This window comes from Campylobacter parajejuni (assembly GCF_046764905.1).
Lineage (GTDB): Bacteria > Campylobacterota > Campylobacteria > Campylobacterales > Campylobacteraceae > Campylobacter_D.
Window position 1 is genome coordinate 178927 of the sequence record NZ_JBKORB010000003.1, and the last position, 17427, is coordinate 196353.

A 17427-nucleotide genomic window follows, 5' to 3' on the forward strand; every position below is an offset into this window, starting at 1 on the left:
TCTTTAAAACTAGCCCAAGTGGTGAAACTGGTAGACGCGCCAGACTCAAAATCTGGTAAGGGCAACCTTGTGTCGGTTCGAGTCCGACCTTGGGCACCATCTTTTGCGGGAATAGCTCAGGGGTAGAGCACAACCTTGCCAAGGTTGGGGTCGCGAGTTCGAATCTCGTTTCCCGCTCCATAAAGAATATTTACAAATTTTCACTTTTTTCAAGCACTAAAAAATATTCATTTTCTAATTTTTCAAGTTCGTCTTGTGCTGTTTTTAACTCTTTATAAAGCTTATCGATACCTATTTCTTGATATATTTTTGGATTAGATAAATTTTGATTTAATTCTTTTATTTTTTGCTCTAAAGAATCTATTCTCTGGGGATGGTTTTTTAATATCTCGTTTTCCTTGTAGCTTAGTTTTTTAGTTCTTTTTTCTTTTTGGCTTTGATTTTCTTGAGTTTGAAGCGTTGCAATAAAACTATCAAATTCTTTGATTTCTTTTTCGTTTTCTAGATACTCCGTATAAAGAGTATGCAAGATATTGATATATCCATTTTCTTCAAAAGCATAAAGTTTTGTTGCAATTTTATCAACAAAATACCTATCGTGCGATACAAGCAAAATAGCCCCTTCAAAACCAAGCAAATACTCTTCTAATATATTAATCGTGGCTATATCAAGGTCATTAGTCGGTTCATCTAAAACCAAAATATCATATTCTTTAGTAAAGAGCAAGGCTAAAGCAAGGCGATTTTTCTCCCCGCCACTTAAAAGAGCAACGCTTTTATCTAAAAATTCCTTAGGAAATAAAAAATTTTTCAAATACCCATAAACATGCATATTCTTACCACGAACTTCAACCCTATCTCCACCATTGGGGCAAAAAATTTCAAGCAAAGTTTTATCTGAACTTATCAAGGCTCTAGCTTGGTCAAAATACCCTATTTTCAACTCTCCACGCTTTATTTCTCCATCATCTTGTTTTACTTGTCCTAGAAGAATTTTCAAAAATGTTGATTTTCCACAACCATTTTTTCCAACAATACCAATGCGTTCGCCCTGTAAAATACGCGTTGAAAAATCCTTAAATAAATTTTTCTCTCCCCTATTTTTGCTGATATTTTTAAGCTCAAAAAGCATTTTTTTGCGGTTGATGACTTTTTCGCCATTAAAATTTAAAGCCGCTCTTGAAATTTCAAGTTTTAAGCGTTTAAGCTCTGCAGGATTTTTTTTCGCCTCTTCTCGCATTTTAAAAATACGCTCTTTACGCCCTTCATTTCTTTTAAGCCTTGCTTTTACCCCGCGTCTTAACCACTCTTCTTCACTTTTTAATTGCTTTAAAAGAGTTTCGTGGCTCTTAGCTAAGCTTTGTAAAATTTGCGTTTTTTTCTCTAAATAATTCGCATAGCCACCCTTAAAAACACTTAAGCTCCCCTGCTCCACTTCTACGCACTTACTCGCTATGGCATCTATAAAATACCTATCGTGCGAAATAAAAATCACACACATTTTTGAATTTTTTAACAAATTCTCCAAAAAACTCGTCATATACACATCTAAGTGATTGGTTGGCTCATCAAGCAATAAAATATCAGGATTTTTAAGCAAAAGTATGCAAAGTCCAACGCGGCGAATTTCTCCACCACTTAAAGTAGATAGAATGCGATTTTCATACTCAAGCAAGCTAAATTCTTTTAAAATGCGTTCTATTTTAGACTCTATATTCCAAGCATCCTTGCTATCGAGTAAAGCCATAAGCGTATCCATTTGATTAAGATAGATTTTATTTTGAGGATTTTTTTCTAATTTTTTATTTAAAATTTCATATTCTTCCAAGGCATTATAAATTTCCACAAGTTCTTGCTTGATAGCTTCTTTTACGCATAAATTTGCGTTAAAATCCACAACTTGCGAAAGCATAGCTATGCTTTTTCCATTTTGTCTTATTACCCTGCCACTATCTAAGGTAAGTGCGCCTAAAAGCACTTTTAAAAGAGTGGATTTTCCCTCTCCGTTTTTGCCTATGATGGCGATTTTTTCCCCTTCATTTGCACTAAAATTGACCTCATTTAAAACTATTTTATCTCCAAATTTTTTTGAAGCTTCAATTAAATCTATAAGAGCCATTTTTATCCTTGATTGAGTTTAAAGCTAAAGCTAGAACCATAGCCTAAGGTGCTAGAAATTTCTAAATAGCTTTTATGAATATTTAAAATTTTCTTCACTAAAAAAAGTCCCAAACCAAAAGAATTATCACTTTTTACATCGATTTTATAAAATTTTTTTGTGATTAATTTTAGCTTATCTTCTTCTATGCCTTTTCCAAAATCCTGCACTATTATTTTTTGATTTTTTGCCGTTAAGATAACTTCTTTTTGGCTGTATTTTAAAGCATTAGAAAGCAAATTTATAAGCACTTGCTCGATTAAAAATTCATCGGCTCTAACCTTTGTGCTTTCGCCCTGTAACACAACCCGCTCAAAACCCGGATTTTTAGTAATTTTTTCACATAAAGAAAAAAGGTCAAATTCTTGCATTTGCAAGGCTTCGCTATTAAGATTAAAGACAAAATTCAGCTTATGGGTTAAAGCATTAAGCTTAACGCTTTGACGCGAAATTTTTTCTAGTAATTCTATTTTTAATTTTTCGTCTTTTAGATTTTTATCCTTAAGCATTTCAAGGCTCAAATCAATAACGCTTAATGGATTTTTAAGCTCGTGAGAAATAGCTGAAATGACGCTGGTGAGCTGGGTGTTTTTAAGTGCGATTTTATCACTTTGTTTTTTATTTTTTTGAGTGTTTTTTAAAATTTTGTCCTTAGTTTTCAAAAGCTTTTCATTTAACAAAGCAAATTCCCTAAAAATACCCCTTTCGAGTATAACCACTCTAGAACTATTTATGGAATCTAAAAATTCCAAAATTTTCTTAAAACTTTTTGCTATTTTTTTGCCTAGCGAAATCATTAAGATAAAAACAAACAACAAACATATTCCAAAGCTTATTGCCATTTTTAACCAAAAAAATTCCACATCTAAAAAACGCGGATAAACGATAATCACACATTTATATCCCTTATGTATAAAGCTTTGGACTAGAATTTTTTTTGAATTTAAAGTTAAAATTTCTCCTTCTTTAAGATGGGTAAAAAAATCAGGATTTTTTACAGAGCTTATCTTTGTGTCATTTTTTAAGATGATAAAATCAGCCCTAGTGTCTTTGGCAAAATCTTTAATATTATCATCATTTAAATGTTCCAAAAGAGAAAATTTCAAAGCATCACTTAGACTTTTGATTTTTTGTTCATATTGCCTTGTAAGCAAAAGATTAAGATAAGAATTTGTAAAAGTATAAAAAGTAAGTCCAAAAACCAAAGCCAATAAAACAAAAAAAATCATAAAAGCATTTTTAGTTTTTAGCATAATTTATAGCCAACGCCCCTAACGCTTATGATATGGTCTTTTAATTTTGGAAATTTATTTCTAAGTCTTGTTAAAGCTATATTGATGGTTTTATCGCTAGTGGTATCATCCTTCCAAACGCTTTCGCTTAAAAATTGTCTTGTAAGTAGGGTGTTGGGATTTTCAAAAAAACATTTTAAAAGCTCATAATCAAGATTAGAAATTTCCAGCTTTTCTTTTTTGTAAAAAAATTCATAATTAGGCAAATCTAAGATAAATTCATCAAAATACAGCTTCTCTTCTTCTCTTTTATGTCGCTTTAAAATGGCTTTAATACGAAGCAAAAGCTCATTAAAATCAAAAGGCTTACAAATATAATCATCACAACCACTCTCAAAACCCTCAAGCAAATCTTGATGTAAAGCCTTAGCAGTAAGAAAAATAACCGCTTCTTTATAGCCTTGCTTTCTTAAATCTTTAATTTTTTCTAAAGAATCCCCACTGGGTAAATTTCTATCCACTATCAAAAGGTCAATTTGCTCACTATCAAGCAAATCCTCAACCTTTTGAAAATCTAGTAAGGACACCACTTCATATCCGCTAGTTTTTAGCTTTAAGACAAGCAAATCGTTTAAATCTACATCATCTTCTATGATTAAAATTTTAAATTTCGACATATTGAACAAACACACAAGCTTCTAATAATCTTAGCTCATCTAATACTTCTTTTTGAATTTTTTCATCAATCAAAACAACAGCCAAGGCATATCCAAAACCATCTCTACCGAGTCTGAAATCAGCTATATTGATATTTTTAGCTGCTAAAACGGAACTGATTTTAGCTATAACTCCGGGAATGTCTTTGTTTTTAAAAATTATCATTTTTCCTTTTGGTTTAAAATCTGTTTTAAATCCATTTAATCCCACTATGCGTTGTTCATTTTCATTAAACACTGTTCCTGAAACACTGATATTTGAATTTTCTGTGATGATTTTAACGCTAAGTTTGTTGTTATAACCGCTATTTGGAAGGGTTTCGCAAGATAATTCAATCCCTTTTTCCTTAGCTACGAATTCCGCATTAACATAATTGATTTTTTCCCCTAAAATTCCACCCAAAGCACCAACAGCTACGAAGGTTAGCATAGAATTTACATACTCGCCAATAATACCTTCAGCTTCTAGTTTAATGCTTTTTATAGGATGCTTGTCAATTTGAACGGCTAAAAAAGCCATCTTAGAAACAAGCTCTATATAAGGAGCAACAAAAGGCGGTAAATCTTCGGTTTTAATCGGTAAATTTAAGGCATTAGGATAAGCCACTCCTCGTGCCGCACTGAGTGCTTGTTCGCAAGCTTCTCTTGCGATATTATCTTGACTTTCTAAAGTGTTAGCACCAAGATGGGAAGTAACTGAAATATTTTCAAATTCCAATAAAGGATGGTTAGTCGCAGGCTCTTTGTCAAACACATCTATTCCAAGCCAAGCTATTTTACCACTTTTTAAACCTTCGCATAGGGCTTGTTCTACATATAATCCTCCACGAGCACAGTTTATCAGTCTTATGCCATCTTTCATCTTTGCAATTTCTTGCTTTCCTATCATAGCATTAGTTTCTTTGGTTTTTGGAGTGTGAATGGTGATAAAATCGCTTTTTTCTAAAATCTCATCTAAATTCTTTGCTTGTTCCATATCCAAATCTGTAATTTTAGAAGATGGAATATAAGGGTCATAGGCTAAAATTTTCATACCAAAAGCCTTAGCACGAAGGGCTACCCTTGAACCTATGTTTCCAAAACCTATAACGCCTAGCGTTTTATTCATCAATTCAATGCCATACCATTTTTCTCTATCCCATTTTCTTTCAATCTTTAAAAAATTATGAGCATTGACAAAACTTCTAGCCGATGTTAAAAGATGTGCCATAGTAAGTTCTACTGCGGCAATGGTATTTGCGGTGGGGACATTCATCACAATCACTCCGCGTTTAGAACATTCAGCAATATCGACATTATCCACGCCCACGCCCGCACGCACAAGTGCTTTTAACTTTTTAGCGTAATTTAAAAAATTAACATCCACATCGGTAGAGCTTCTAGTAATGGCAACTTCAACATCAGCCAACATTTGCATAAGCTCATCCTTTGGAACTTTTGCAGCTTCTATAAGCTCAATATCTTCAGCTTTTCTTAAGATTTCAACACCCTTATCCAAAATAGCATCGCATACTATAATCTTTTTTTTCATAGCCAAATTTCCTTTACTTGTGTATGTATTTTATATTTTTTTAATTCATTAATAATATTGCCAATAAGTTTTTCATTGCCTGTATCCAAAAAAATTTCTGGGCTGTCTTCTGCCTTAAGAAGAAAATATTTGACATTAAAAGAATTTAAAGTCTGTCTTAAGCAAAACATCGAATAAATATCGTATTTTCCAATGATGAGTTGATAATATTTACTTTTTTCTTTAAGCTCACTTGTATCCACATCAAAATATAAAGTAAATTTCTCTGCTGCTGGAGTAAAATCTCTTGTTGGCCACATGGCTAATTCTTCTTGCCATGAAAGTTCTTGAGTTTGGGTTTGGATATTTTGCTGTGTATTTGTATCCTTGGCAAATTGTGGAACGAAATTTGTATTCGCTTTAAACTGCCAAAGCAATACAAAAACAATTGTAAGCAAAATGAGCAATAAAACGCTCAAAATGCTTATAGTGGCATATTTTTTCATCAAGCTAATTGGTCTTTGATAATATCACCTAGAGTTACTTTATCATCGCTATTAATTTCATTTAATACTTCTCTTTCTTTCATCCTAACGAGATTTTTAACACTTAGGCGAATTCTATTTTTCTTCTCATCAATGAAAACAATAGCAGCTTCAATATCATCGCCGATTTTTAAATTTTCAAGCATAGAAGCACTAATATCTTCCTTATGGATTAAAGCATCAACATTTTTGCTTAGTTCCACAAAAACACCAAAATCTTTAATATCGCGAATAAGTCCTTTTACAATATCACCTACCTTATGGGCTTTAGCATATTCTTGCACTGGGGAATTGCTTAATTCTTTCGTGCTTAATGATACTTTTTGATTTTCTTCATCTATTTTGATGATTTTTACTTCAACCTTATCGCCTTGAGAAAATTTATCCTTGCATTTATCATTTCTATCCCAAGAAGCATCTTCATTATGCAACAAACCTTCAATACCACCAAGCTTAACAAAAGCACCAAAAGAAGTTACTGAAGTAATATCGCCTTGCGTAATATCTCCGATTTTATAAGACTTCATAAATTCATCAAAAGGTTTAGAGAGCAGATTTCTTAAAGATACTCTTAAGCGTCTTTCATCTGGATTGATTTCAATGACTTCTACATCAATTTCTTGACCTTTACTGATATAATCCTTTGGATTTTTAATATTTTTATCCCAAGAAATTTCACTGATGTGTAAAAATCCTTCTATATCATTACCCAAATCCACAAAAGCACCATAAGGCTCTATATTTGACACTATTACCTTGATAGTATCGCCCACATCAAGCGTATCTTTAATCTCACTCCAAGGGTCAGGCAAGGCTGCTTTTATAGACAAAGACAAATGTTTGCGTTCTTTATCGTATTTTATAACCTTAACTGGAACCTTATCTCCTTCCTTATAAAGTGTTCCCGGATTTACAGGTCCTTTATAAGAAATTTCACTATAATGCACAAGTCCATCAACACCACCCACATCTACAAACATACCATAAGTAGTGATTTTTTTAACAATACCCTCAATCAAATCTTCTTGTTGGGCGACATTATTGATTAATTCTTTGCGTTTTCTTCTCTCATCATCTAAAGTTTTTTTGCGAGAAACAATAATACTTTGCTCATCTTTGTCTATTTTAATAATCTTAACCTTAAATGTTTTACCCAGTGCGATATTATTTACTTCTTTAAAACCATATTGAGATTTTGGCAAGAAAAATTCAACATCATTTTCATCAACAACAATCAATCCGCCCTTATTTTTACCCACAACTTTTACATTGAAAACATCGTCTTGATTTTCTTGATAATTTTTGATAAATTCAATCACTTTTTCTTTTCTCAAAGCTTTTTTATGAGAGAGTAAAGACCTGCCACCACGAGAACCTATCACAGCAACTTTAATACTATCGCCTACATTAAATAATAATTTCAAATCATCATCTTGTATTTCGCCAAGTGCTAAAATGCCTTCTGATTTTCTGCCTATATCAACATAAACTTCGTCATTTTTAATCTCTACAATCACGCCTTCTGCCGTAGCTTCTTCTCTTGATTTGTCAAAAGCTTCTAAAAGCTGTCCAAAATCTTCATCTTCTTCAAGATAATCATCTACGCCGTCTTGAACTTTTTTGTTCACCTCGCTCATTATGGTCCTTTAAAATAATTTTTAGAATTTGACTGATTTTACCTTATTTTTCTTTAATTAGTGTTAAGTTTTTTTATTTTTGTTAATTTTTTTTAAATTTTTGACTTTTTTATTCCATTTAAAAACATTTTATTGTTTCAAAATTTTTTATCTTAGCTATAACTTTTTGTATAATCCAATCAGGAGTGCTAGCACCCGCACTGATGCCGCAATGTTTTTTGTCTATAAACCATTCTTTTTGCAATTCTTCTTCTGTTTCTATCAAATAACTATCCTCACAATGAGTTTTTGCAATCAAAAAAAGTTGCTTTGTATTAGCTGAATTTTTACCCCCTACAACAACCATAACATCGCTTTTGAGTGAAAGTTCTTTTATGGCATCTTGATTTTTAAAAGTCGCATCGCATATGGTATTAAAAACTCTCACTTCTTTAACCCTTAACATTAAAAAATTAATGATTTCCATAAAATGCTCGGGTTTTTTGGTTGTTTGACTGACTACGGCTATTTTATTAGGAAGTTTTACACCTTCAAGCTCTTTTTTATCTAACACTACATAAGCCTTAGTGCTTACATAGCTTTTAACCCCTTTAACTTCAGGGTGATTTTCATCCCCAAAAATAACAAGCTCATAGCCTTCTTTGCTCATTTGTTCGCAAATTTGCTGGGGTTTTGTTACAAAAGGACAAGTAGCATCAAAAATTTCTATATCCTTTTTTTTAAGCTCTTCTAAATCTTGCTTAGTGATGCCGTGGGTTCTTATAATGGCTTTTTTTTCATCGCCTAAGTCTTTGATATTTTCTAAAGTTTTGACATTAAAATTCTTTTGTAAGCGAGAAATTTCTTCATTATTGTGGATAAGCGGACCTATGGTAGCTGCATCTTTGATTTGCTCGGCTTTTTTAATCGCCCTTTTTACTCCAAAACAAAAACCATAATTTTTTGCTAGTTCAATAATCAATCTTAGCTCCTAAATTTAAAAGAAGTTCTACAAAATTTGGAAAGGAAGTTTTTATACACTCGCTATCGTCAATTTCAATCCCATAAAGCAAACCCAAAATAGCAAAACTCATAGCAATACGGTGGTCTCCATAGCTTTTAATTTTTGCAGGTTTAAGACTAGTGCCACCTTCTATTTCAAAACCATCTTCAAGTTCTTTAGCCAAAACGCCACAGAGTTTTAAATTTTCAACCATAGCAGCGATTCTATCGCTTTCTTTAACGCGAAGCTCCTTAGCATTTTTAAGGGTGGATTTGCCTTTAGCTAAGGCAAAGGCTATGGCTAAGGCAGGAGCTTCATCTATAAGCCAAGCGATATTGTCTTTAACTTCTATGGCTTTAAGATGGCTTGATTTGGCTCTGATTTCGCCTATGCTTTCAAAATCATTTTGAGTGATTGACATTTGAAGTTTTGCACCCATTTTTTGTAAAATTTTATAAGCTTCTATACGAGTAGGATTGAGTAAAACATTTTTCAAAATAATTTTGGAATTTGGCAAAATAATAGCCGCCAAAGCAAAATAAAAAGCCGAAGAAGGGTCATTTGGAATAATGATATTTTGGGCTTTTAAAGGTTCTTTTAAGGGGCTTATTTGAAGACTTAAGCCATCGCTTTTTATAGGTGCTTTCATAGCTTTTAGCATATTTTCGCTATGATTTCTACTAAGCAAATTTTCGCTAAAAGCGCATACGCTATCAGCCCTAAAAGCAGATAAAATCATAGCCGTTTTAACTTGAGCTGAAGAAATTTCGCTTTTATAATTAAAAGCTTTCAAATTTTGACCTTCTATACAAAGTGGAGCTAAGTTGGCTTTGTCTCTTCCGTAAATTTTAGCCCCTATTTGAGAAAGGGGTTCGCTTATCCTTCTCATAGGACGCTTGTTTAGGTATTTATCCCCGCTTAAAACAAAAAAACCAGAAATTCCTGCTAAAAACCCTATCATTAAACGCATGGCAGTCCCTGAATTTCCACAATCTAAAATACAATTTGGAGACAAAATTTCTTTAGGCGGCACGATACTTACGCAAGTTTTTTTTCGTTCCACTTTCGCTCCAAGTTTTCTTATAATCTCAAGTGTATTTAAAGTATCTTCAGCTAGAAGATAGTTTTGAGCTTTATTTTCTGCTTGTGTTAAAAGCGAAAAAATAGCAAAACGATGCGATATACTCTTATCTGCTGCTATATCTTCAAGCTCGGCATTTATGGGGGTTTGTAATTTGTAAATTTTCATCTTAAATCAAGCCCTAATTCTTTAAGACTTTTTATGATTTTGTCTATACATTCTGCAACTTCGCTATCTTCTAAAGTTTTGTTTATATCCCTAAAGCTAAAATTTATGGTAATGCTATAAGCTTCCTTAAGCTGTGCATCACTATAAATATCAACTAAGCGGAAATTCTCAAGTATTTCTAAATTCAACTCTTCTATGCAATTTTTAATTTTACTATACTCAAAACCCTTAGGCGTTAGAATGCTAAGGTCTCTAGCGATAGCTGGAAATTTAGAATAAGTTTTTGCTGTTTTAAAATCTTGCTTGATTAAATCCAAGTCAAGTTCGCAAATATAGGTTTTTGGCAAGGCTCTTTCATTTTCTATTCTTAAATGCAAACGACCCACAAACCCCACCTTAACACCAGCCAAATAAATATCTGCTTGCTCATAAGGGCTTAAAATGCTATGCTGAGATGATTTTAACTTAAACGCACCTATGATATTTTTAATATCCAAAAGAAAATCATAAAATTGCACAGATTTAGGCTTTGCCTTATTAGAAATTTTCGCTTCTTCTTTTAAACCACAATGGATAAATGCTATACGATTTAATTCTTCGTTATTGCTATTAAAAACAGCTCCAAGTTCGAAAAGCTTGATAAGCTTTTTGGAATTTTTTGCGTTCAAACTTGCTGCATTTAAAAGATGATTTAAAAGGGTTGTTCTTAAGGTATTAAGCTCGGCTGTGATGGGATTGATAAGTTTTAATTTAACAGGACAAAAGCCCAATTTCTTAAGCTCTTCTTCATTATCTAAAATATAATGTAAGCTTTCAAAATAACCACTAGCCACTGCTTTTTTTCTCAAATTTAAAAACTCTATATAATTTTTATAGCTAGAATTTAAACGATTTTTTTCTACGAATTCCAAACCCTTAGAAGCGATATTATCAATGCCTATAATTCTTACAACTTCCTCGCATATATCGGCTAAATTTTTTATATCAGGGCGGTGCAAAGGTGCCTTAACATTAATAAGTCCTTCGCCTGAAAGTATAAGCTCAAAACCCAATTTTTTCAATATCTTTAAAACTTCATCTTTATTGATATTTTGCCCTATTATATCGCTAATGCTTTCGATACTTACAGGTATAATCGGTAGTTCTTTGTTGATTAAAACTTGCTGGGAAGAGCTGTAAATGATAAGATTTGGAATTTGCTCAAAAATACTGAGTAAAAAATCCATTCCTAAATTTAATTTAGGCTCACTTCCCCTAAAACTTCTATAAAGCGTTTTTTCATCTTGATTTTTATGATGTATTTTAGCGTTTGCAATGACTAAAGGGTCGGTGTAATTTGCTTCGATAATTACTATTTTAGAATCATTTTTACATCGGCTTTCATTGTTTTGAAAAATTCCACTAAAACTCAAAAGCTCATCTTTACAAGATACTTTTGTTTCTCCGTGTGCTTCCTTGCTTAAATTAATGCTAAATTCTTCATTTTCACTAGAAAAAACACTTAAATCATAAGCATTAAAAAGCACCCCAGTTGAATGCGTTGCGTAATGGAGTAAATTTTCTACATAATTCTTTCCTAAACTCTCAATTTGAGCAAGTCTTAGTTGGAGTAATAAGCTAGTTTGAATCGGCTCTTTAAGTTCTATGGCACGATAATTATAAAGCCCGTTAAGTTCTTTTTGAGCCACCAAACGCAAAATTCTACCAATGCCCAAAACATTCTCGCCTTCTTTAAAGGGCTTTGGTTCTTTTAAATTTAAATTTAAAGCCGCCGCCAAATCACGAGCGATACCATAAACACTTAAGCAATCACCCCTATTTGGTGTAAGTTCTACTTCTATTATCGTGTCATTAAAAATTTCATAGCTATTTAAAGCTCTGCCAAGTTCTAATTTTCCTATGCTATCGTCTAAAAGCATAATGCCTTCATTGATTTTTTCAAAACCCAGTTCCGTGCTAGAACAAAGCATACCACAAGAATCTACTCCACGCAGTTTTGTTTCTTTTATTTCCATACCATTTGGCATAATAGCACCCTTAGTTGCAACAGCCACAAATTGTCCCACATCAACATTAGCCGCACCACAAACAATTTGCAAAATTTCACTGCCAATATCCACTTGAGTAATGCTTAATTTATCTGAATTTTCGTGTTTGATTTTGTCTTTAACATAGCCTATGACGATTTTATCAGGCACTTTTAAAGCATCAACCCTATCGACTTCTATGCCTATGGAATTTAAGGTCTTAGCTAATTTCTGCACTCCTAAATCTTCAAGCTCCAACCAATCATTCAACCAACTTCTAGTAATTATCATCTAAACTGCTCCAATAATCTCAAATCACCTTCAAATAAAGACCTTAAATCAGGAATTTGATGCAAAAGCATCGCAAAGCGTTCCACACCAAGCCCAAAAGCGTAGCCACTTACATTTTCATAGCCCACAAAATGAAAAACATTAGGATCAACCACCCCGCAACCCATAACCTCAAGCCAAGTTGTTTGCTTACAAACCCTACAACCTTTTCCCTTGCAAAATACACAAGAAATATCCACTTCAGCAGAAGGCTCCGTAAAAGGGAAAAAACTAGGACGAAAACGAATTTTTACATCTCCAAACATATAATGTAAAAAATCTTCCAATATGCTTTTTAAATTCGCAAAACTAATCTTTTGTCCATATTCGACCACCAAACCTTCAACTTGATGGAACATAGGTGTGTGTGTTATATCAAAATCCCTTCTAAAAACAGCACCGGGTGCTATCATTCTAATGGGAGGTTTTTGCGAAAGCATAGTGCGAATTTGCACAGGAGAAGTGTGCGTGCGTAAAAGTTTGTCATTCTCAAAATAAAAAGTATCTTGCATATCTCTTGCGGGATGGGATTTAGGCAAATTTAATGCTTCAAAATTATGAAAATCATCTTCTATTAAAGGACCCTTTTCTATGCTAAAATTTAAAGCTATAAAATACTCTATAATTTTATCCATAGTGCTCATAATAGGATGTAAAGCCCCGCTTGTAATATTTTCATCAAAATAATCAAAATTAAAAGCATCTTGCTTCATCTTTTCTTCTAAGGCAAGATTTTCTAGCTCTTTAAATTGAAGTAAATAAGCTTCATTAAAAGCTTCTTTTTGTGCGTTTAACTTTGCAGCGAATTCTTTTTTTGCTTCGCCTTCTAGCTCTTTTAATTTTGCAAATTCTTGCGTTAAAATACCCTTTTTTCCAAGAATGGAAATCCTAAGAGCTTCTAAATCATTTAAATTTTCACATTTTTGAATTTGTTCTATGAAATTTTGCAATTTTTTAACCTTAAATAAAATATTTTAAGTTCTAATTCTATTAAAAACTATTTTAAATTCAGCATAAAAATTAAACTTTAAAGATATAATTGTATCAAACCAACACCAAAAAAGGATAAATAATGCGAGAAAAAACGATTTTTGAACTCATAGTAGAAGGCAAGTTGCCGTGCAATAAAGTGCTTGAAAGTAATGATTTTCTAGCATTTCACGATATTGCACCTAAAGCTCCTATACATATACTTATCATTCCCAAAAAACATTTTAAAGATTTTCAGGAGTTTGACCCTGAACTTATGGCAAAAATGACAAGCTTCATACAAGAATTAGCCATTCTTTTGGGTGTAGATAAGAGTGGATACCGCTTAGTTACAAATTGTGGAAAAAATAGCGGTCAGGAAGTTTTTCATTTGCATTTTCATATGCTTGGAGGCTTTGAACTGCCTAAGGAAAAATCAAAAAAAGAAAACCCACAAGCCCTATTTTAATTTATGAGGGCAATCGCCCTTATAAATCATCAAGCTTCTGTTAAAATAAATGATTGATTTTTTAGTTTTTATTTAAATTTTGCCTTCAAAATACCCATTATACTTTTTTCATTGCGAGAGTAGTCTTAAGCCTAAGTGCGTCATTGTAAAAGAGTCTAACCCTTCCCGTTATTGCAAGAAGTCTAAGGGCTTCGTGGCAAACTCTGTGTTTGTCATTGCGAAGTCTTTAGGCTGAAGCAATCCTTTTAATTTCTAAGTATAGATTGCTTCAAAGCTAAAGCTTTCTCGTAATGACGGAAGGTCAAGTCTTGTAACGACAAACCATACTCACACTCTTATATCCACACTCTTATTTTGTAACTTCTTTTTCAAAAGAAAATTGCTAAAATTCTCATCATCACTTATTTTCACACCCAAAAGAAGTTCCAATTCTTTGCTTGTGCTAAATTTAGCTTCTAATATTTTTTTTACAAGCTCATTTCTTGTATCGTTATCTTTATAAGTTTCTTTGTTTTTGCTTTCTGCTTGTAAGGGTTTAAAGTTTTCATCAATAGGCTTAACTAGCAAATTATCGCCCATAGCCGTTTCAAATTCTTTCACAAATTCATCGTGCCTTTGTTTAAAATCCATATATTTAGTTTCAAATTCATCTAAACTTAAATCTTCACTCATAAGCTCATCAAATTCATTTTCAAAATCTTTAGCCTTTTGCACCAAAGAACCATCCAAATGAAAACTCACAGCGTAAGAAATATAAGTTTGCAATTTACTTCTTTCTCTATCAATCCCCATCCAAGTATCACCCATAATATTTTTAAAAGATGATTTTTCTATTTTGTTAGCATCTTTTAGCTGATTTTTTTGCATAAAGGCATAAAATTCATTCATATCCTTTTGCTTTATATTACTATCAAAGCCATAAGTTTTACCATAAAGAGAGCTTTTAGCTTCTTTCATCTTAAGCCCTTTGCTTGTAAAAAGCTCTTGTAAAACATCATTCTTAGCAAAACCATCTTTAAGGGTAATATTAAATTCTTTGTCAATTTCTTCTTTGTTAAAATTTTCACCCAATTTATCAAAACTTTGCAAATTTTCTTTGTAAAAATTACCCAATTCTTTCGCCCAATCTACATAATTATATAAAGCTTTAGAGCTAAGTTTTGTTGTAGTTAGAATTTGATTGAAATCTTCTATCCAATTTGCATTGATTTTATAATCCTTTGGTAATCCCGCTGCTTCGTTAAAATCACTTGTGAAAAAGCCGTCCTTATCTACTCCATAGCCTAAGATTTTACTGACTGCTTGGGTTTTATCATTGACTGAATTTAGAATGCTGTTTGATGCATTTATTAAGGTCTCTTGGGATAATTCTTTTGTAAAATTTTCAGAACTAGATTTTGATACATTACTTTCTTTAGGGTTTAAATTTTTATTTTGAAGGTTTAAATTAAAATGATTAGAATTTAAGCTATTTATCACTGATACTTCCTTTTTCGCTTCTAGTTTTAAATCGGTATAAATTAAAATTTATTTTATATTCTTTTGGTTCAAATTTATAAGGTATGAGTGGATAAAATAAGCTAGGGTATTGTTATAGCGATATTACAAATTTTAAAACCACAAGCCCACTCAAAAGCACAATAAAATCTTAGTTTTACATTAAAATAGGGGAAAATTATACCATCAAAGGCAGGGTAAAATAAAAATTCTTAGGATTGCTTTGAAAGCTTAACTCTCCCTTATGAGCGTTCATAATTTCCTTAGAAAGCGACAAGCCAAGCCCATTGCCCTTAAGTTTTGTTGTTTTAAAGGCTTCAAAAACCAAGTTCTCATCTTTTATTTCGCAGCCATTATCATACACCCTAACGCATATTTTTTCATCATCACAACTAGCTAAGATTTTAATCACAGGCTTTTGAGTTTCATTTTCTTCAATCGCATCAATAGCATTATAAATTAAATTTTGCAAAACCAAGCCAAGAAGAGCCTTGTCTGCATAAATTTCTTTATCCAAAAAAGATATTTCAAAGTCTATTTGAGAAGTAAAATTATAAGAATTAATGGCACTTTCGCACTCATCTTTTAGCTCCAAAAGATTAAAATTTAAAGCATTAATATGCACGCCCTTAGTAAAAAGCAAGGTTGAATTTACGATACGCTCCACTCTGGCAATGGCTTTTTGGATTTCAAGAACTATGTGCTTGTTTTTAAGCTCACTACGACTAAAAAGCGTAGAGGCTAGTAAAGAAATAGAGCCGATAGGATTTCGAATCTCGTGTGCTAAGTGAGCTGCCACACTACCCATACTAGCAAGCCTTTCATTACGCTTTTCATCGCTAATATCTGTGGCTGAAACTATGGTTTTTTCATTATGAGCTATGATTTTAACCGCATAAAATCTACTCTCAAATTCAAGCTCATCGCGAATTTTTTCAAGACTGATGATACTTAGTAATTTTGGGTTTTTCAAGGCTTCTTGATTTTGTAAAATGATATTTTTTTCCTTATCCAAAATCCAAAGCGCACTAGGCAAAACTTCTATAATCTCATCGACCATCGCACGCAAAGAATTGTAATTTTCGTTTAAAATTTTATACTCATTTTCTACCACATAGGTCTGTTCTATAAGGCTTTCAAGTGTTTTTTGTAGGGTTTGCTTTTCTTCTGTGTCTAGGCTTTTTAAAATATTTTCATTCATTTTTATCCTTCTTCTAATAAAATCTTAAAATCATTCAAATCAAACAAAAGCAAATTCTGTTCGCAAATTTTATCAAACTCCTTGCTAAAACCATTTTTTGAGATGATGATATAATAATTTGGCACCCAATCTAAAGACTTTGCCTTTAATTTTAAAAGATTTAAAATATTTTTACAAATTTTTTTATTCTTAAATTTAACCTCTCCTAATAAGGTCAAATTTTCATCTCTATAATAAATATCAAGCTCCAAATTTTTATCCCAATAACTCTGCACTCCGCTAATCTTAAATTTCTTCTCAATCAACTGCCTAGAAAGCTCTTCAAAACAAAAACTTTGATAAAGTTCAAATTTTTGCCTAATATGCTCTAAAACTTCCTTGTGGAGCTTTTGTAAAATCAGCTTTTCATTGGGCTTTAGAAAATAAAAAAAGAAACGCGTAAAATGGCTAGTAAAGATAATTTTATCCTGAATGACATAGCTTCTTAATTCTTTTTTAAGCTTTTGCTTTTTATCTTTGATTTTCCTTGCTTCTTTGCTATATTCAAGCTTTATAAGACCTGTTTTTAAAAGAGTTTTAAGTGTAGCTAAGGCTTTAAAATGCTGAATTTTTCTATTGATAGAAAAGCGTTTGCGGTTATTTTTAGCTAGCAAACTAAGAGCATAAGAGCTAGTTTCATCTAAGGCAAAGCCCTTTTTAATTTCAGAATAATCCTTAAGCAAAATCCGCTCTATATTAGCAAATATATCTTCTTCGTAGTTTAAAAGGCTTAAATTCTCAAAGCCTTCAAAAACGCTATAAAAATCAAAAAGCTTAAACAAAGACAAAGTTTTATGCGAATTAGCGAAATTAGCGAATTTGATATTTTTCCTTTTTAAAAGTATTTTATAGTATAATTTTAGCAA

The 17427-nt window shown here is 32.1% G+C and carries 14 protein-coding genes and 2 tRNA genes; 3 read left to right on the plus strand and 13 right to left on the minus strand.

Features of this window, described 5'->3' with window-relative positions; translation table 11 throughout:
- The first annotated feature begins 12 nt into the window (after positions 1–12).
- Together ACLL8X_RS04180 and ACLL8X_RS04185 are read left to right on the plus strand one after the other, a co-directional pair.
- Positions 13–99 (plus strand) — tRNA-Leu (locus ACLL8X_RS04180).
- A 6-nt stretch (positions 100–105) separates the two neighbouring features.
- Positions 106–180, plus strand: a tRNA-Gly gene (locus tag ACLL8X_RS04185).
- 10 nt (positions 181–190) lie between these two features.
- Here ACLL8X_RS04185 and abc-f read toward each other — a convergent pair.
- The 10 genes from abc-f to pheS all read right to left on the minus strand — a co-directional run bounded on the left by abc-f (position 191) and on the right by pheS (position 13336).
- Positions 191–2119, minus strand: coding sequence for a ribosomal protection-like ABC-F family protein (abc-f, locus tag ACLL8X_RS04190; protein ID WP_411989682.1), 1929 nt, complete (start codon positions 2117–2119; stop codon positions 191–193).
- 2 nt (positions 2120–2121) lie between these two features.
- Positions 2122–3411 carry a sensor histidine kinase gene (locus tag ACLL8X_RS04195; RefSeq protein ID WP_411989683.1) on the minus strand — a complete coding sequence of 430 codons (1290 nt, stop codon included), beginning with the start codon at positions 3409–3411 and terminating at the stop codon, positions 2122–2124.
- Positions 3405–4067: a response regulator transcription factor gene (locus ACLL8X_RS04200; protein WP_411989684.1), complete on the minus strand. Its 663-nt coding sequence runs from the start codon at positions 4065–4067 to the stop codon at positions 3405–3407. The genes ACLL8X_RS04195 and ACLL8X_RS04200 overlap by 7 nt, the downstream gene beginning before the upstream one ends.
- Entirely contained in the window at positions 4054–5637 is a 1584-nt protein-coding gene (gene serA, locus ACLL8X_RS04205) for a phosphoglycerate dehydrogenase (protein ID WP_411989685.1), read from the minus strand. Before serA ends, ACLL8X_RS04200 begins: the two co-directional genes overlap by 14 nt.
- Entirely contained in the window at positions 5634–6122 is a 489-nt protein-coding gene (locus ACLL8X_RS04210; protein ID WP_411989686.1) for a hypothetical protein, read from the minus strand. The genes serA and ACLL8X_RS04210 overlap by 4 nt, the downstream gene beginning before the upstream one ends.
- Positions 6122–7798 (minus strand): 30S ribosomal protein S1, encoded by a 1677-nt coding sequence (locus ACLL8X_RS04215; protein WP_411989687.1) that lies wholly within the window; start codon positions 7796–7798, stop codon positions 6122–6124. Before ACLL8X_RS04215 ends, ACLL8X_RS04210 begins: the two co-directional genes overlap by 1 nt.
- A gap of 118 nt (positions 7799–7916) precedes the next feature.
- On the minus strand, positions 7917–8759 hold the full coding sequence (locus ACLL8X_RS04220; RefSeq protein WP_411989688.1) for a 4-hydroxy-3-methylbut-2-enyl diphosphate reductase: 843 nt from the start codon (positions 8757–8759) through the stop codon (positions 7917–7919).
- On the minus strand, positions 8749–10029 hold the full coding sequence (gene aroA, locus ACLL8X_RS04225; RefSeq protein ID WP_411989689.1) for a 3-phosphoshikimate 1-carboxyvinyltransferase: 1281 nt from the start codon (positions 10027–10029) through the stop codon (positions 8749–8751). Before aroA ends, ACLL8X_RS04220 begins: the two co-directional genes overlap by 11 nt.
- Complete coding sequence (gene pheT, locus ACLL8X_RS04230) at positions 10026–12347, minus strand: phenylalanine--tRNA ligase subunit beta (protein ID WP_411989690.1); 2322 nt, start codon at positions 12345–12347, stop codon at positions 10026–10028. The genes aroA and pheT overlap by 4 nt, the downstream gene beginning before the upstream one ends.
- Positions 12344–13336, minus strand: coding sequence for a phenylalanine--tRNA ligase subunit alpha (gene pheS, locus ACLL8X_RS04235; protein ID WP_411989691.1), 993 nt, complete (start codon positions 13334–13336; stop codon positions 12344–12346). The genes pheT and pheS overlap by 4 nt, the downstream gene beginning before the upstream one ends.
- A gap of 122 nt (positions 13337–13458) precedes the next feature.
- Here pheS and ACLL8X_RS04240 point away from each other — a divergent pair, with 122 nt between their 5' ends.
- Entirely contained in the window at positions 13459–13824 is a 366-nt protein-coding gene (locus tag ACLL8X_RS04240) for a histidine triad nucleotide-binding protein (RefSeq protein ID WP_411989692.1), read from the plus strand.
- 327 nt (positions 13825–14151) lie between these two features.
- Here ACLL8X_RS04240 and ACLL8X_RS04245 read toward each other — a convergent pair whose 3' ends face one another.
- The 3 genes from ACLL8X_RS04245 to ACLL8X_RS04255 form a co-directional block, all read right to left on the minus strand.
- Positions 14152–15303, minus strand: a complete 1152-nt coding sequence (locus ACLL8X_RS04245) for a Cj0814 family flagellar-dependent secreted protein (RefSeq protein ID WP_411989693.1) — start codon at positions 15301–15303, stop codon at positions 14152–14154.
- Between the two features lie 196 nt (positions 15304–15499).
- On the minus strand, positions 15500–16522 hold the full coding sequence (locus ACLL8X_RS04250; protein ID WP_411989694.1) for a fla regulon two-component system sensor histidine kinase FlgS: 1023 nt from the start codon (positions 16520–16522) through the stop codon (positions 15500–15502).
- A 2-nt stretch (positions 16523–16524) separates the two neighbouring features.
- On the minus strand, positions 16525–17406 hold the full coding sequence (locus ACLL8X_RS04255; RefSeq protein ID WP_411989743.1) for a DUF234 domain-containing protein: 882 nt from the start codon (positions 17404–17406) through the stop codon (positions 16525–16527).
- Positions 17407–17427: the final 21 nt, after the last annotated feature.

Bases quoted from the DNA above. Each gene is read 5' to 3' on its own strand.
- abc-f (WP_411989682.1), bottom strand. From the start codon at position 2,119: ATGGCTCTTATAGATTTAATTGAAGCTTCAAAAAAATTTGGAGATAAA.
- ACLL8X_RS04195 (WP_411989683.1), bottom strand. From the start codon at position 3,411: ATGCTAAAAACTAAAAATGCTTTTATGATTTTTTTTGTTTTATTGGCT.
- ACLL8X_RS04200 (WP_411989684.1), bottom strand. From the start codon at position 4,067: ATGTCGAAATTTAAAATTTTAATCATAGAAGATGATGTAGATTTAAAC.
- serA (WP_411989685.1), bottom strand. From the start codon at position 5,637: ATGAAAAAAAAGATTATAGTATGCGATGCTATTTTGGATAAGGGTGTT.
- ACLL8X_RS04210 (WP_411989686.1), bottom strand. From the start codon at position 6,122: ATGAAAAAATATGCCACTATAAGCATTTTGAGCGTTTTATTGCTCATT.
- ACLL8X_RS04215 (WP_411989687.1), bottom strand. From the start codon at position 7,798: ATGAGCGAGGTGAACAAAAAAGTTCAAGACGGCGTAGATGATTATCTT.
- aroA (WP_411989689.1), bottom strand. From the start codon at position 10,029: ATGAAAATTTACAAATTACAAACCCCCATAAATGCCGAGCTTGAAGAT.
- pheT (WP_411989690.1), bottom strand. From the start codon at position 12,347: ATGATAATTACTAGAAGTTGGTTGAATGATTGGTTGGAGCTTGAAGAT.
- ACLL8X_RS04240 (WP_411989692.1), top strand. From the start codon at position 13,459: ATGCGAGAAAAAACGATTTTTGAACTCATAGTAGAAGGCAAGTTGCCG.
- ACLL8X_RS04250 (WP_411989694.1), bottom strand. From the start codon at position 16,522: ATGAATGAAAATATTTTAAAAAGCCTAGACACAGAAGAAAAGCAAACC.